Raw genomic sequence first — 14,347 nt, 5'->3', positions numbered from 1 at the left:
CTTGTCGGTGACCACGCCGCAAACGCGGCCGTTCTCGACCAGGATTTTCGTGACCGGCGTGTTTTCGAGAATGCAGGCGCCACCGGTGCGCGCGCCCTTGACATAGGCCATGGTGACGTCGGTGGGGTTGACCTGTCCATCATTGGGGAACCAGAAGCCGCCGACGATGCCGTCGATGTTGACCGGGCTCCAGCGTTCCTTGATCTCGCCGGGCGTGACCATGTCGACCGGCAGGCCGAAATTGCGCCCCATCCAGGCGCCGCGTGCCAGCTCCTCGAAGCGCGCCTCGGTGTTGGCGACACGCAGCGAGCCGCGCTGCATGAAGCCGGTGGCCTGTCCGGTTTCGGCTTCGAGGCGGCCGAACAGCTCGCCGGTGTATTTCGCCAGCTCCGTCATCTGTCGCGTCGCCCGCAACTGCGTCACCAGGCCGGCGGCATGCCATGTCGTGCCGCATGTCAGCTGCTTGCGCTCGCACAGTACGACGTCGGTGATGCCAAGCTTGGTGAGGTGATAGGCGACCGAACATCCGGCAATGCCGCCGCCGACGATGACGACATCAGCCTGTTCCGGCATCTGTTCTGAACTAGCCCCTGACATTACGCGTCCCCCTGAATTGCTGCGCGGCTCAGGCATCTGGCGCCCTTTCGGAGCAGCGTCATGCCGTCGCGTCGATGGATGTCAATGGCGTGCCGCACGCTGCGGCCCACCGTTTTGTGCCCGTCATGCGTGATGGGGCACTTTGTCGGTATCGTTTCCGGCCGCGTGGGGCTTGGCCCAGGCGAAGCGCCGTTCGATCCGCTTCTGCAGGATCATCAGTACATAGACCATCGCCAGGTAGTAGAGGGAGGTGACGGCGTAGAACTCGGCATAGCGGAACGTTGAGGCGACGCTTTGCTGGGTGACCGCCATCAGTTCCGTCAATGAGATCACCGAGGCCAGCGACGTGGTCTTGAGCAGCGTGATGAACTCGTTGACGGTCGGCGGCAGGGCGATGCGCAGCGCCTGCGGCACGACGATCAGGAAGAACACTTGCGGCTTGCGCAGGCCAAGTGCGGCGCCGGCCTGAAACTGCCCTTCTTCGACGGCGCTGAGCGCCGCCCTGTTGATCTCGACCTGATAGGCGGCCTCGTTCAGCGTCAGCGCCAGGAGGGCCGCGATGAAGGGCGAAAACCAGGTCTCGCGGAAGATCGGCCATATTTGCGGCAGGCCGTTCCAGACGAACAGCAGCAGCAGAAGCGCCGGCAGTGCGCGGAAAACAGCGATATAGGCCGTCGCTCCCCAGCGCAGCACCTTGTTTTGCCCGTTGAGCGCCAAGGCAAGCGGCAGCGACAGGAGGATCGCCGCCGCATGCGCGAGTATTGTCAGGGCGAGCGCTACCAGCGCCGCCCTGAAGAACGTCCCGGAAAAAAGTGTCGACCAGAACAAGCCAAAGTCAAAGCTCACGGAACCCTGCCGATCGCGCCGTTACTGACCGATGCCACTGATGGTCGACATCGGAAGCTTCCACGTCTCGGCGATGGTCTTCATGGTGCCGTTCGCGGCAAGCTCCTTGACAGTAGCGGCGACCGCCGCCGCGTCAGCCTCATCCTTGCGGAAATAGGCCGCGTACTGATCCTGCGCGCCGGCCGAGTAGACGATCTTCAACTCACCGGGCTGCTGCAAGTCGCGGTAGGCGAATTCGGTGTCCTGGCTGATCGTCGCGACCGCGCGACCCAGCACCACCTGTTGCATCGCATCGGTCTGCTTGGGATAGGTCTGCATGGTGATCTTGTCGCGGCCGGCCTTGGCCAGGTCCTCGTTCACCTTGTCCAGCAGGCCTATATAGGAAGTGCCGGACTGGACGGAGATGGTCTTGCCGGAGAAATCCTCATAGCTCTTGTAGGCGGACGCATCGTCGGCCTTGCCGATCATGACGACGCCGGTCTTCAGATAAGGCACGCCGCTCAGCTTCTCCAGCCGTTCGGGTTTCAGCAAAGCGCCGCTGATGACGATGTCGCAGCGCTTCGATTCCAGGCCGGGAAGCAGGCCGCTGAAGTCCATCGTCGTGATACTGGCGTCGACCTTCCAGTGCGCGGCCAGCGCCTTGATGACGTCGATGTCGACGCCAACGGGAGCCTCGCCCGCCGTCTTGATGAATTCCATCGGCGGGAAAGTGGGATCGACGCAGGCTTGCAGTTTACCGTCGGCGGCGAAGCTCGGCGGCTGTGCTGCCGCCGGCGTGGCGGCCGCGAGGGCGATGAGTAGAAGGATCTTGCGGTTCATGGTTCACCTCTAGTTTGGGCTCTTGGCGGCCTCAAGGAACGCTTGCCGAAAGTTCGTCAATAGTCAACATAATTCATTTAAGAGAACAGGAGACAGCGAAAGAATGGCGCCACCGCATCGGCAACCGGCATCGAAAGTCCGGAGCCGCGAGCCGCGACGCCATCACCGATGGCGTCGGCGCGCTCCTGTAGCGGCCAAGGCCACGCGTCAGTGCGTCTCGGCATTCTTTGCGGCGATCAGGCAGATCAGTTCGTACATCATCACCATGGCGACCTGCGCCGTGATCTGGTTGGGGCTGTCCTTGGTCGGCATCAGGCAGACGACGTCCCCACCGATGATGTTGAGCCCCTTCAATCCTTGCAGAAGGCGCGTCGCCTCGCGGATGGTCAGGCCGCCGAAGCCCGGCTCGAGGTTCGAAACCCCGGGAGCGACGGAGGGGTCGAGGCTGTCGAGATCGAAGGTGATGTAGGCGGGGCGATCGCCAACCCGCTCGCGGATCATCTCCACCATGCGCTCTATGCCCAAGCGTTCGAACTCGTCCATCGTAACAACCCGATAGCCCAGAGCGCGACTCGAGCCGCCAACGCCGCCGGTGTGGATATCCGCCGCCGGATGACCGCGCATGCCGATCTGGATGCTGCGTTCCGGGTCGACCGCACCTTCCTTTGCCGTATAGGCCGCCCAGTGCGCCGCCGAACGCTTCGCGCCAAGCCAGTGGGGCATGTTGTCGTAGGAATCGGTGTGCGCGTCGAAATGGATCAGCGAGCAGGGCTGGCCTCCCGACAGGCGCCGGCCCGGTCCGGCGATGGCCTTGATGATAGGCCCGGTGATCGAGTGATCGCCGCCGATGGAAACCGGGTTTGTGCCGGCGGCGTCGAGCCGGGCGTAGAAGGCTTCGATGTCGCGGACACAGGCCTCGTTGTTCATGGCCTCGGGCAGGGGAACGTCGCCAAGATCGCTGATCTTGGCGGCATCCCATGGCGAAAAGCCGTGCACCCCGTGCGAGCGGCGATAGTAGCCCGACACGTTGCGGACCGCGCGCGGGCCAAGATGTTGGTCGCGCTCCGTCGAGCCGTTTCCGGAGCTGTGCGGCACGCCGACCAGGCCGATATCCACATCGGCCGGAGTCTCCGCTACCGGGCAGCGGAAAAACGTCGCGATGCCCCACCAGTACCAACTCTGCGAACTGCGCCTGGCTTCGGCAATATCGTCTTGGCTCATCATCGCTCCTTCATCCGTATGCTGGCGGGGAAGGCTCGCCTCATGGCACCGCCGCCTCCTCGAAATTCATCTGGATGCTGGTGGGGAATTCTGTATAAGTCAACAAAGTTGTTCTATACAGAACACATAAAATTCCGGCTTGTACGGCGGACCGAGCTGACGGTATGGGATTGAACATGCTGAGAGCGCAATCATGACGAGTGGCACCCAGAGGCCGTCCACGGCCCGCATCGGTGATGCCCTGCGCAATCGACGGCGCGAACTGGACCTTACCCTCCAGGCCGTGGCGGATGGCGTTGAAGTCAGCAAGGGTTTTCTCAGCGAAGTCGAACGCGACAAGGCCTCGCCCTCGGTGGCAACGCTCGTTCGCCTGTGCGACATTCTTGGAATTACGATCGGCAGCCTGTTCCAGCATGACAACACGGCTGTCGTCCGCGTTGACGCGCGCACTCCGGCGGTGCTCGGCGGCACCGACCTTTTAGACTTCCTGCTCAGCCCGAAATCCGCGGTTCGGACGCAGGCGATCCTGTCGATCATGGCGCCGGGCGGCACCGGCGGCGACAAGCTCTACAGCTGGCGTTCGGAAGAGGAATTCGTGTTCGTCGTCGAGGGCAGCGTGACCGTGTTGCTCGAAGGCGAGGAGTTCGTCCTGCTCGAAGGCGACGCCATGACTTTCGACCCAAGACGCCTCCACACCTTCCGCAACAGTTCCGCCACCAAGCAGGCGCAAGCGCTTTTCATCCTGTCGCCGCCGTCCGTCTAGAGGCGCAGTCATCTTAAGCCAGCGTAGTCCGATGACGTCGGCTTTCGGGAAACGGCGAAGCTGGTCTTAACGACCGACTTGAGGCGCAAAGCTGCCGGCTTCACCCCTCGGGAGTTTCGCGCTCGCCTGCCGGGCCTCGCCTTCGATCTCGATCTTGCTCCGCGCTTGAAGATCGAAGCGCACCGTTACGGTGCGCATGCGCGCATGCAGGACTCCGTCCAGCGTACCGCGCATTTCATGCAGATAAGTCAGCGACGATTTCCCAAGCTTTTCTATAACGCTGCGAACGGTGACCAGAGTTCCCACCGCGGTTTCATGCACGTAGTCGATCTCCATCCTCACATCCGCCCAGCCGAGGGTCGGCGTCAAACGAGGATCGGCAATCCTGCCCAGCAACTGGAAACTGGCGTCATCGAACATCGCCACATAATGACGAACGTTGAGATGGCCCATCGCGTCGCACATCCAAGGATGCACGACGCCGACATAGGTTTCGATGCCGGGGGGCGTCAAAACCCGACCTCATGTGCGCCCTTGAGATCCAGCAGTTGACGGGCTTCGTCGGGCGTCGCGATTTCGAGCGACAACTCGTTGAGAATGCGCTTTATCTTGGCCACCTGTTCGGCATTGCTCTTGGCGAGCGTGCCCTTGCCGACATAGAGGCTGTCTTCCAAACCGACCCGTACATTGCCGCCCATGATCGCGCCCATCGTGCAGAGATTTATCTGGTGCTTGCCCGCGGCAAGGATCGACCAGAGATAGTCGTCTCCGAACAGCCGATCAGCCGTCCTGCGCATGTGCATCATGTCTTCTGGGTCGGCGCCGATACCGCCCAGCAGCCCGAAGATCGTCTGGACGAAAAGCGGCGGCTTCAGCAGCTTGCGGTCGAGAAAGTGCGCAAGCGTGTAGAGGTGACTGACATCGTAGCACTCGAACTCGAACTTCGTGCCATAAGCCTGGCCGACCTCGACGATGATCCGCTCGATCTGCTCGAACGTGTTGGAGACGATGCCCTTCTTTGTGTCTTCCAGATAGCCCTTCTCCCAGTCGTACTTCCAGTCGGTGTATTTCGGCGCGATGTGGTGCAAGGCGAAATTCATAGATCCCATATTGAGCGAGCAGAGTTCCGGCTTCGAAGCGTGCGCCGCTTCAAGGCGCTCTTCGAGGGTCATCTTCAGCCCGCCGCCGGTGGAAATGTTCATCACGGCGTCGGTCTGCTGCTTGATGCGCGGCAGGAAATCCATAAACAGCCTGGGATCAGGGGTAGGCTTGCCGGTCTCCGGATCGCGGGCATGCAGATGGATCACCGACGCCCCGGCTTCGGCTGCTCCGACAGCGGCGTCGACGATCTCGGACGGCGTTATCGGCAGATACGGGCTCATCGTCGGCGTGTGGATCGAGCCGGTGACCGCACAGGTGATGACGACTTTCGGCGATTTCTTCATGGTTGAACTCTCCCTTGTCTGCCTTTTGTTGTTATCTATCGAGAGCGAGGCAATCCTCACGACCACAGCCCAATCGAACCGCCTCGCCCGCATTGAGTTCGGACCGAGACGACGATGCGGCAAGCTTGACAATGAATTTCAGGCCGCCCGCCGTGACAGCGACGAGCCGGATGTGATCGCCGACATAGACGGACTGAACGACGGTTGCCGCGATCACGTTGAGGGCGGTGGAGCCTTCGTGCAATAAGGACATGCGCTCGGGCCTGATCGACAGCGTCACCCTGGCGCCCGTAGGGGGCGTCGCGCCAGGGGAAATGGCGTTCAACACCAGATCGCCATCGTCGAGATGGACGGCCACGCCACCATTTTCACCGCCGGCAAGCACGGTGCCGGACATGCGGTTGTTCTCGCCGATGAAGCTCGCCACAAAGCTGCCCGTCGGACGCTCATACAGTTCGCGTGGTGTCGAAAGCTGCTCGATGCGGCCGGCGCTGAACACCGCGATCCGGTCGGACATGGTCAGCGCCTCGGTCTGGTCGTGGGTCACATAAACGAACGTGACGCCAAGCCGGGCATGGATTTCCTTGATTTCGAACTGCATCTGCTCGCGCAGTTGCTTGTCTAGGGCGCCGAGCGGTTCGTCCATCAGGACAAGATTTGGTTCGAAGATCAGGGCGCGGGCAACCGCGACGCGTTGTTGCTGCCCACCCGAAAGCTGCGCCGGACGCCGGTTGCCGAATTCGGGCAACTGGACCATGTCGAGAACGTTCCTGACACGTTGCGTCACCTCCTCGCGGCCAAGTTTGCGGACCTCGAGTGGGAAAGCCAGATTTTCGGCGACCGTCATGTGCGGGAAAAGCGCGTAGTTCTGGAACACCATGCCGATGCCGCGACGATTGGCGGGAACGTTGTCGATGCGCTGACCGTCAATGAGGATTTCGCCCTCGGTCGTATCCTCGAATCCGGCAAGCATCATCAACGCCGTCGTCTTGCCGGATCCCGAAGGCCCCAGCAGCGTCAGGAATTCGCCGCGCATGATTTCCAGGTCGAGCTGACGCACCGCCTGGACGGTCTGCCCGTAGCGCTTGCTGACGCCACGAAACTCGACATGAACCGGGCCATGCGGGGATCCGCCCATCACCGCGCCTGCGCCTTCGGATCACGGCGTACCGAAGCCGGGCGTTTGCGCGCAGGTTGAGCCTCAGCCGCCGCCGCGGCGCGAAGAATGATGTCGGCGGCCTCGCGCAGATCGGCAACCAGCGCCTTGCGCGCAGCCGCGCCATCGGCGCGACGCAGCGCCGCGAGCATTTCGTCGTGATGGTCCAGGCCCAGGCCGTAGGTCACGTCGGAGCGGACGATGTTCAGAAACGGTCCTGCCTGCAGCCACAATTTCTCGATGATCTGCTGGATGAGAGGTGAACGCGCGGCATGGTACATCGTGAAATGGAAGCGCCTGTTCAGGCCGAGATAATTAGCCATGACATTGCTCTCGACGCATTCGCGCATCAGCCCGTTCAGCTTCGCCAATTCATCGAGTTCTTCGGGCGTGATGGTCGTCGCGGCCCACTCGGCCGCCGTCCCTTCGACGCTGCAGCGCACACGCACCAGATCCGAAATACGCGCCACCGTGGCCTCAGGGACAATGACGCCCCGATTTGGGTGGTCGAACATCGCCTCGTCGCTGACGAGTTGCCGCAAGGCCTCGCGCACCGGCATGGCGCTGGTCCGGTACTGTTCGGCAAGCTGTCGTACGACCAGTCTCTGGCCGGGCAGGAAGTCACCGTTCATCAGTGCCTCCTTCAAGCCCGTATGTACACGAACATGAGCTGTCTTTTGCGCGGCCGAGCCGGCAGTGGCATCCTTGCGATCGAGCATCAGTTTGTCCGGCGCGGCAGTATTTTGAGGTTGCTCGACAGGAAATCGTCGAATGCGGCGGCGAAGCCGTCGAGTTCTGCGTCGCCAAATGGCAGTGACAACGCCAGCATGCCGCGCGGCGTCACGTAGTACCCTCGCAACAGCATCTCGATATGCCAAAGCGCAATCGCCGATGGATCGGCATCGTCGAGCCGCGCCGGCGTGTCCACCGGCCCCCTGACGAAATGCAGGTTCATCAACGACCCGCGCCCTATGACGATGCCCTCGACGCCATACCGCTCAAGGGAGACGTTCATCGCTTCACGCAAGCGATCGCCGCGCGAATTGATGGCGCGGCTCGCCTCTTGCGTCAGCACCTGCGTCAGACCGGTCAAACCAGCAGCCATGCTGAGAATATTGTTGTTGAACGTCCCGCCATGCGAAAACGCACCAGGCAAAGCAGGATCGAAGCGGTCGACGAGATCCGCGCGTCCACCGAATGCGCCAAAACTCGCACCGCCGCCGATGTACTTTCCGAGCGTCACGAAATCGGGAAAGATTTCATGTGCGCCATGGAGCGCGCGGTAGTCGAGGCGCGAGGTCATCACCTCGTCGAAGATCAGCAGCGCGCCGGTCTCCTTCGTCGCGGCGCGCAGCGCTTCCAGGAACTCACGCGTCGCCGGGATGCAGCCGCCGCCGCCCATCATCGGTTCGACGATCACCGCGGCAAGTTCGTCGCCCTGTTCCTTGATGAGCGCCACGGCGCCTGCACTATCGTTGTAGTCGGCGAAGACAAAGGGGAAAGGCAAATTGAGCGGTGAGCCGCCATGCGCGAAGGTGAGTACGCCGCCATGATAGCCCTCGCGGAAGGCGAGGATCTTCGAGCGCTGCGTGATGGCGCGAGCCGCCGAAATCGCCATGATGTTCGCCTCGGTGCCCGAGTTGCAGAAGCGCACGCGCTCGATGGCCGGAAAACGGTCGACCACCGCGGCAGCCAGGCGCGCCTCATAGCGGTTGGGTGCGCCCAACATGATGCCACCCTGTATGACGTCCACAAGGGCCGCCGAAATCGCCTTGTCGGAGTGGCCGTAAAAACCGGCACTGTATTCCGAGACCAGGTCGACATAGGTATGGCCGTCCAGATCGGTCACCCTGCAGCCTTCACCGGAAACAAACGATACGGGGAATGGCCGATACCATAGAACAGCCCTCGTATTGCCGCCCGGCAACGATGCCGCGGCCTCGTTCTGACGCGCCCGGCTGTTCGGGTTTGCGTCAGCGAAACGCTGTCGCGCCTCGTCCAGAACAGCAGCGAGACTGACATTGGCGCGCACGTCTCTAGTGCCTTGCAGCATTCGATCAAATCCCTTTGGCTTTTTCACTTTTTTACACCGTACCGTAAATTCCTGTTGCTAATCAATCAATTTTGCGTTTGAAATTTGATCAAATCTACAACGATAAGAAAGGGGAACTGCAATGAGGACTTATCTGCAAGCCGTATCTGCCGCCGCGATCTGCCTCGCGACCTCGGCTTTGGTCGCGTCCGCGGCCGACCCCGTCACGGTAGTCGGCTGGGGTGGTACATGGGACAAGGCCTACAAGGATGGGGTCTGGGACAAGTACACCGAAAAGACGGGCGTCCCGATCGTCATGGAAGAGTGGGGCGGCGAGGTCGCCAAGGTGCGTGCCCAGGTGCAGGCGGGCAACATCACCTATGACGTCGTCTCGGTCGAAGCGCCCGCCATGGAAGTCGGCTGCGCCGAAGGCCTGTTCATTCCGCTGACGCCAGAAATCACAGGCGACGCGGCCAATTATTTGCCGGGCACCCTGCACGAATGCGGCGTCGCGTCCGATACCTGGGCCACGGTCCTCGCCTACAACACAAATGTCTACAAGGGCGACGCCGCGCCGAAGAGCTGGGCGGATTTCTGGAACGTCGAGAAATTTCCGGGAAAGCGTGGCCTCTACCAGCAGGCGCAGTTCACGCTGGAAAACGCGCTGATGGCCGACGGCGTTAAGCGCGAGGACATGTACAAGGTGCTGGCCACGCCGGAAGGTATCGACCGGGCTTTCGCCATGCTCGACAAGATCAAGCCGAACGTCGTCTGGTGGTCCACCACGACGCAGGGCATCCAGAACCTCGACAGCGGGGAAGTGACGCTCAGCGACGCGTTCAATGCACGCATCACCAACGAAGCCATTAACGAGAAAAAGCCCTACGCCATCGCATGGGACGCAGGCTTCTTCTACGGCACCGACTACTGGGCCGTGGTGAAGGGCGCACCGCACCAGCAGGGCGGGCTGGATCTCCTCAAGTGGTTCTCCATCCCTGAAAATCAGGCCGGCTTCTCGAAACTCTATGCCTATGGCACCGGCCGCAAGGAAGCCGCCGACCTCATTCCCGCGGATTGGAAGGCCAACCTGCCGACGTCGCCGGAGCACCTCCAGTACGGCGCCGCCTATAACAACGACTTCTGGACCGAGCACAAGGAAGCGCTGGAAGAACGCTTCAAGGCTTGGCTCGCGAAGTAACCCAGGCATGTTGGTCGGGACAAAGCCGGCTATAAAGCGGCGCCAACGGGGCGGCATGCTCGCCCTGTTGACGGCCCCGCTTATCCTGTTCGTCGTCATTCTGTTTCTGTGGCCGGTGGCGCGCTTCCTCGCTCTGGCCGTCGACAACTCGGATTTTTCGAACAACCTGCCGCACACAATTGCCGCTCTGGCAGGCTGGAAAGCAGATAGCGGCCTGCCTGGCGAACCCGTCTTTGCAGCACTCGTCGAGGACCTGGCCGACGCGCGGCGCGCCGGAAAGGAAGGCGTACTGGCGCAACTCGTGAACCAGCGCGTCGTCGGCAGCCGTTTCCTCGTCATCAAGACGGCAAAGGATGCGGCCGACGGCAAGCTGACTATGCGTCCCGTGCGCGACGAGGTGCTCTCCAAACAGGCCGGCTGGAAAAATATCGATCTCTGGCAGGTCATCGCGCGTCAGCAAAGCGCGCGAACGGACTATTATCTGCTTGCGAGCCTTGACCTGAAGCGAGGCGCGGACAATTCGATCGAAGCCATTTCAGCCGATCGCGCCATCTTCGTCGACGCGCTGCTGCGTACGATCTGGATCAGCATCGTGGTGACCGTGATCTGCGCGGTGCTCGCCGTGCCGCTGGCGCAGGCAATTGTCAGCGCGCCGCCGGCCTGGTCGAAGCTCATGTTCGCGCTGATCCTGTTTCCGCTCTGGACATCGCTGCTGGTGCGCACCGTCATCTGGATCATCGTGCTGCAGAAGAACGGACCCGTGAATTCCACGCTGCTTGGCCTCGGCATCGTCAGCGAGCCGCTCAATCTCATTTACACACGCTTTTCACTCTACGTGGCAATGGTTCAGGTTCTGCTGCCCATGATGGTGCTCTGCGTCGTCGCCGTCATGCGGCGGGTTCCGACCACCTATATGCGCGCGGCACTGTCACTGGGCGCGCCGTGGCTCACAGCGTGGCGCCGCGTGCAGTTGCCGTTGATCCTGCCAGGAATCCTGTCCGGCGGGGCGATCGTTTTTGTCTTCGCACTCGGCTACTACATCACCCCGACGCTTGTCGGCGGGCCGACCGACCAGATGATCTCCAGCTACATAGCGTTCTACACGAACAGCACACTGAACTGGGGCATGGGTGCAGCGCTTTCGTTGCAACTGCTGATGATCCTCGTCCTGTTTGCATTCCTGTTCTGGACGGCGTCCGTCCTCTTCCGCCGCAAGGCGCATGTCGCATGAGCGCCGACCGCTTTCGGAAATGGCTGATGTATGCCTATGCGGCGACATTGCTGGCGTTCATCATCCTGCCCCTGCTGATCGTGATCCCCATGTCGCTGACCTCGAGCAACTCGCTGGCGTTTCCGACGCCGGGCTGGTCGCTGCGCTGGTATGCCGAACTGTGGGTCGACCAGCGCTGGCCGACCGCGCTGTGGAACTCGGTCGTCATCGCGCTGTCCACCACGGTTCTGGCGCTGCTGCTCGGCATACCGGCGGCGATCGGGCTCGCCTGGGGCGATTTTGCCGGCAAACGGATCCTCTATGCGATCATCGCCGCGCCCTTGGTGACGCCAGTCGTCATTGTCGGCGTCGCGGCCTTTTCATTCTTCGCCACACTGGGACTCGTTGGCAACAAGCTATCGATCATTCTGGTGCATACGGCCATGGCCGTGCCTGTGATGCTGACGACTGTCGTCGCCAGCCTTTCGACCTTCGACCGGACGTTGGTTCGCGCGGCGGCATCGCTCGGCGCCGGCACCATGCGCACATTCTTCAAGGTAGTGCTGCCGCTGATAGCGCCGGGCGTCATTACAGGGGCCATCATCGCCTTCATCATCTCTTTCGACGAAGTCGTCGTCGCAAGTTTCCTCTCGACGGGCGCAGAGCGAACCTTGCCTCGCATGATATTCTCCGGGGTGCGCGAGTCCATCAGTCCCGCCATCGCGGCCGTCGCCGTGCTGCTGATCGCTTTCTCGGCAATCCTGCTTGTGGTCATCGCCATCCTGCAGAGCCGCTCACAAACTCTTCGCGCAAAGGCATCGGCATGAGACTGGTACCCTCGGTGCAGCAACTAGAGACAGAGATGACGGCCTGGCGGCGGCATCTGCATGCCAATCCAGAACTCGGCTTCGAAGAGTTCGAGACGGCACGTTTCGTGGCGGACAAACTGCGCTCGTGGGGCATCGAGACGACCGAAGGTGTCGGCCGCACAGGCGTCGTCGGCACGCTCAGGGGCAGGCTCGGCGCTGGTCGCAGCCTGAGCATTCGCGCCGATATGGACGCCCTGCCGATGACCGAGGCGCGGCCGCTGCCGCATGCGTCCCGCGTCCCCGGGAGGATGCATGGCTGCGGCCATGACGGCCACACGACAATGCTGCTCGGCGCAGCGTCAGCACTTGTTCGCTCGCCCGACTTCGCCGGCACGGTGCATTTCATCTTCCAGCCGGCCGAGGAGGGTCGAGGTGGGGCGCTTGCCATGCTGGATGAGGGCCTTTTCCAGCGTTTCCCCTGCGATGAAGTTTACGCGCTGCACAATTGCGAACGGCCGCTCGGCGAGATCGCCGTCCACCGCGGAACGGTGGCCGCGGCGGCCGATCGCTTCGAGATCGTCGTCCACGGCAGGGGCGGCCATGCGGCGACACCGCATCTGGCGATCAATCCACTCCCCATCGCCGCGCGCATCCTGCTCGCAATCGAAGCCCTGCCCGGCCGCCTGACCGATGTGCACGCTCCGGCAATCGTCACCGTTGGCAGCCTGCGCGCAGGCGAAGCCTTCAACACCATCCCCGATACGGCGTTTCTGACCGGCACCGTGCGCACCTTCGACCATCAGGTTCAAAAGACGCTGGAGACGGCAATCCGCCGCATCGCGAAAAACGAGGCTGAAGCTTTTGGCGCCAGCGTCGACATTCTCTATGAAACGCCCTTCGCGCCGACGATCAACACCCCGGCGCAAGCCGATGCGATGATCGCGATTGCGAACGAGGTGATGGGACCGGAACGTCTCGTCGTCGATCCGCCTCCCGAGATGGGCTCGGAAGATTTCTGCTACATGTTGGAACAGCGGCCGGGCTGCTATTTCTTGCTCGGCCAGGCCGACGATGCGCATCAGGCTGCGGCTCACGACACCAACTACGACTTCAACGACGCAATCCTGCCGATTGGCGCCAGCCTTTGGGTCAGGCTGGTGGAGCGCCGCCTGTCGGCCAGAGGCGCATCGTGATGCAACTGACGGAAAAGGACATTGTTTGGCGAAGCCATTGGCTGCGGCAGGTCCTGCCCGAGGACCCAGACCTTGCGCCTCCGCTCGAAGAGGCAACGCAGGCCGACATCTGCATCGTCGGCGGCGGGTATCTTGGATTGTGGACGGCCATCCGCCTCAAGGAGCACAATCCAGGCTTCGATGTTGTCATTTTAGAGCGCGACATTTGTGGTGGTGGCCCGAGCGGCCGCAATTCCGGAATGGTGCTTTCGGCATGGACCAAATACAGCGCGCTTGTCGCCCTGCGCGACGGAACCGACGCGCTTTCGATCATCAAGGCATCCGAAGCCGCGATCGGCGGCATCGAGGCTTTCTGCAAGGTCGAGGCGATCGACGCCTGGTTCGATCGCATCGGCTGGATCTGGGGCGCGACGTGCGAAGCACAGCTTGGCGCCTGGGACGACGCGTTGAACAAGCTGGCGGCGCATGGCTACGTGCCTGCGCGACGCGTTTCGCGCGACGAGATCGCGGCGATGGCAGGCACGACGAGCCACCTCGGCGGCGCGTTCGACGCTTCGTCGGCAACAGTGCATCCCGGATTCCTGGTGCGCGGCCTGCGTCGTGCAGCGCTAAAGCGCGGCGTTCGGATCTATGAAAAGTCGCCGATGAAGCGGTTTTCACGACGGGGCAAGCTCACGGTGGAAACGGCGAAAGGAACTGTATCCTGCGGCAAGGTCGTGCTTGCCATGAATGCCTGGTCCGGCGCGATTCCGGAACTGGCCCCTGCGATCTTCAACATCTCCAGCGACGACGCCATGTCACAGCCCATTCCAGACCTTCTCGACAAGATCGGCTACCGCCGGGCGCCGCTGATGATCGATTCCCGCGTCTTCGTTGGCGGTTGGTCTCCGACGCGCGATGGTCGGCTGTCCGTCGGCGTCAGCGGTGGCGTTATTGGCTTCGGCGGCATCGTCGACCAGCGTTTCCATGGCCAGTCGCCCCGTGTCGCCGAAATGCGTCGCGCGCTGCGGGACGGCCACCCGGCGCTCGCCGATTTTCCGCTCGAGACATCATGGAAC

15 protein-coding genes are annotated in these 14,347 nt (G+C 62.2%); 6 read left to right on the top strand and 9 right to left on the bottom strand.

Annotated elements, in window-relative coordinates; genetic code table 11:
• The 4 genes from EN879_RS07040 to EN879_RS07025 all read right to left on the bottom strand — a co-directional run.
• Positions 1 to 573 (bottom strand): FAD-dependent oxidoreductase (locus EN879_RS07040; protein WP_164774331.1); only part of this gene is annotated, 573 nt, incomplete at its 3' end.
• A 147-nt stretch (positions 574 to 720) separates the two neighbouring features.
• Positions 721 to 1,443, bottom strand: a complete 723-nt coding sequence (locus EN879_RS07035; protein WP_063168752.1) for an amino acid ABC transporter permease — start codon at positions 1,441 to 1,443, stop codon at positions 721 to 723.
• A gap of 21 nt (positions 1,444 to 1,464) precedes the next feature.
• Entirely contained in the window at positions 1,465 to 2,262 is a 798-nt protein-coding gene (locus EN879_RS07030) for a transporter substrate-binding domain-containing protein (protein WP_063168753.1), read from the bottom strand.
• A 207-nt stretch (positions 2,263 to 2,469) separates the two neighbouring features.
• Complete coding sequence (locus tag EN879_RS07025) at positions 2,470 to 3,483, bottom strand: arginase family protein (RefSeq protein WP_063170311.1); 1,014 nt, start codon at positions 3,481 to 3,483, stop codon at positions 2,470 to 2,472.
• 193 nt (positions 3,484 to 3,676) lie between these two features.
• Here EN879_RS07025 and EN879_RS07020 point away from each other — a divergent pair, with 193 nt between their 5' ends.
• A complete protein-coding gene (locus tag EN879_RS07020; protein ID WP_063168754.1) occupies positions 3,677 to 4,246 on the top strand; it encodes a cupin domain-containing protein in 570 nt (189 codons plus the stop codon).
• Between the two features lie 66 nt (positions 4,247 to 4,312).
• On the opposite strand, the gene EN879_RS07015 is transcribed toward EN879_RS07020, so the two are convergent.
• Genes EN879_RS07015 through EN879_RS06995 form a run of 5 tightly spaced genes read right to left on the bottom strand, consistent with a single transcriptional unit; the run spans position 4,313 to position 8,900 of the window.
• Entirely contained in the window at positions 4,313 to 4,759 is a 447-nt protein-coding gene (locus EN879_RS07015) for an acyl-CoA thioesterase (RefSeq protein ID WP_164745900.1), read from the bottom strand.
• Complete coding sequence (locus tag EN879_RS07010) at positions 4,756 to 5,691, bottom strand: 3-keto-5-aminohexanoate cleavage protein (protein ID WP_063168755.1); 936 nt, start codon at positions 5,689 to 5,691, stop codon at positions 4,756 to 4,758. Before EN879_RS07010 ends, EN879_RS07015 begins: the two co-directional genes overlap by 4 nt.
• A 31-nt stretch (positions 5,692 to 5,722) precedes the next feature.
• Positions 5,723 to 6,829 carry an ABC transporter ATP-binding protein gene (locus tag EN879_RS07005; RefSeq protein WP_063168756.1) on the bottom strand — a complete coding sequence of 369 codons (1,107 nt, stop codon included), beginning with the start codon at positions 6,827 to 6,829 and terminating at the stop codon, positions 5,723 to 5,725.
• Positions 6,829 to 7,566: a GntR family transcriptional regulator gene (locus EN879_RS07000; RefSeq protein WP_063168757.1), complete on the bottom strand. Its 738-nt coding sequence runs from the start codon at positions 7,564 to 7,566 to the stop codon at positions 6,829 to 6,831. Before EN879_RS07000 ends, EN879_RS07005 begins: the two co-directional genes overlap by 1 nt.
• A complete protein-coding gene (locus EN879_RS06995) occupies positions 7,566 to 8,900 on the bottom strand; it encodes an aminotransferase class III-fold pyridoxal phosphate-dependent enzyme (RefSeq protein WP_063168758.1) in 1,335 nt (444 codons plus the stop codon). The genes EN879_RS07000 and EN879_RS06995 overlap by 1 nt, the downstream gene beginning before the upstream one ends.
• 121 nt (positions 8,901 to 9,021) lie before the next feature.
• Here EN879_RS06995 and EN879_RS06990 point away from each other — a divergent pair, with 121 nt between their 5' ends.
• The 5 genes from EN879_RS06990 to EN879_RS06970 all read left to right on the top strand — a co-directional run.
• On the top strand, positions 9,022 to 10,077 hold the full coding sequence (locus EN879_RS06990; RefSeq protein ID WP_063168759.1) for an ABC transporter substrate-binding protein: 1,056 nt from the start codon (positions 9,022 to 9,024) through the stop codon (positions 10,075 to 10,077).
• Positions 10,078 to 10,132: 55 nt separating this feature from the next.
• Positions 10,133 to 11,308 (top strand): ABC transporter permease, encoded by a 1,176-nt coding sequence (locus EN879_RS06985; RefSeq protein ID WP_063168760.1) that lies wholly within the window; start codon positions 10,133 to 10,135, stop codon positions 11,306 to 11,308.
• A complete protein-coding gene (locus EN879_RS06980; protein WP_082826529.1) occupies positions 11,305 to 12,114 on the top strand; it encodes an ABC transporter permease in 810 nt (269 codons plus the stop codon). Before EN879_RS06985 ends, EN879_RS06980 begins: the two co-directional genes overlap by 4 nt.
• On the top strand, positions 12,111 to 13,289 hold the full coding sequence (locus EN879_RS06975) for a M20 aminoacylase family protein (protein ID WP_063168762.1): 1,179 nt from the start codon (positions 12,111 to 12,113) through the stop codon (positions 13,287 to 13,289). The genes EN879_RS06980 and EN879_RS06975 overlap by 4 nt, the downstream gene beginning before the upstream one ends.
• A partial coding sequence (locus EN879_RS06970) for an FAD-dependent oxidoreductase (protein ID WP_127273991.1) occupies positions 13,289 to 14,347 on the top strand: 1,059 nt, incomplete at its 3' end. The genes EN879_RS06975 and EN879_RS06970, both read left to right, overlap by 1 nt.

Origin of the sequence: Mesorhizobium sp. M7A.F.Ca.AU.002.02.1.1 (genome assembly GCF_003998535.1) — a bacterium.
GTDB classification, from domain to species: domain Bacteria; phylum Pseudomonadota; class Alphaproteobacteria; order Rhizobiales; family Rhizobiaceae; genus Mesorhizobium; species Mesorhizobium ciceri.
This window is presented reverse-complemented; position numbering and strand designations above follow the sequence as displayed.

Bases quoted from the DNA above. Each gene is read 5' to 3' on its own strand.
- EN879_RS07030 (WP_063168753.1), bottom strand. From the start codon at position 2,262: ATGAACCGCAAGATCCTTCTACTCATCGCCCTCGCGGCCGCCACGCCG.
- EN879_RS07025 (WP_063170311.1), bottom strand. From the start codon at position 3,483: ATGAGCCAAGACGATATTGCCGAAGCCAGGCGCAGTTCGCAGAGTTGG.
- EN879_RS07020 (WP_063168754.1), top strand. From the start codon at position 3,677: ATGACGAGTGGCACCCAGAGGCCGTCCACGGCCCGCATCGGTGATGCC.
- EN879_RS07010 (WP_063168755.1), bottom strand. From the start codon at position 5,691: ATGAAGAAATCGCCGAAAGTCGTCATCACCTGTGCGGTCACCGGCTCG.
- EN879_RS07005 (WP_063168756.1), bottom strand. From the start codon at position 6,829: ATGGGCGGATCCCCGCATGGCCCGGTTCATGTCGAGTTTCGTGGCGTC.
- EN879_RS07000 (WP_063168757.1), bottom strand. From the start codon at position 7,566: ATGCTCGATCGCAAGGATGCCACTGCCGGCTCGGCCGCGCAAAAGACA.
- EN879_RS06995 (WP_063168758.1), bottom strand. From the start codon at position 8,900: ATGCTGCAAGGCACTAGAGACGTGCGCGCCAATGTCAGTCTCGCTGCT.
- EN879_RS06990 (WP_063168759.1), top strand. From the start codon at position 9,022: ATGAGGACTTATCTGCAAGCCGTATCTGCCGCCGCGATCTGCCTCGCG.
- EN879_RS06985 (WP_063168760.1), top strand. From the start codon at position 10,133: ATGCTCGCCCTGTTGACGGCCCCGCTTATCCTGTTCGTCGTCATTCTG.
- EN879_RS06980 (WP_082826529.1), top strand. From the start codon at position 11,305: ATGAGCGCCGACCGCTTTCGGAAATGGCTGATGTATGCCTATGCGGCG.
- EN879_RS06975 (WP_063168762.1), top strand. From the start codon at position 12,111: ATGAGACTGGTACCCTCGGTGCAGCAACTAGAGACAGAGATGACGGCC.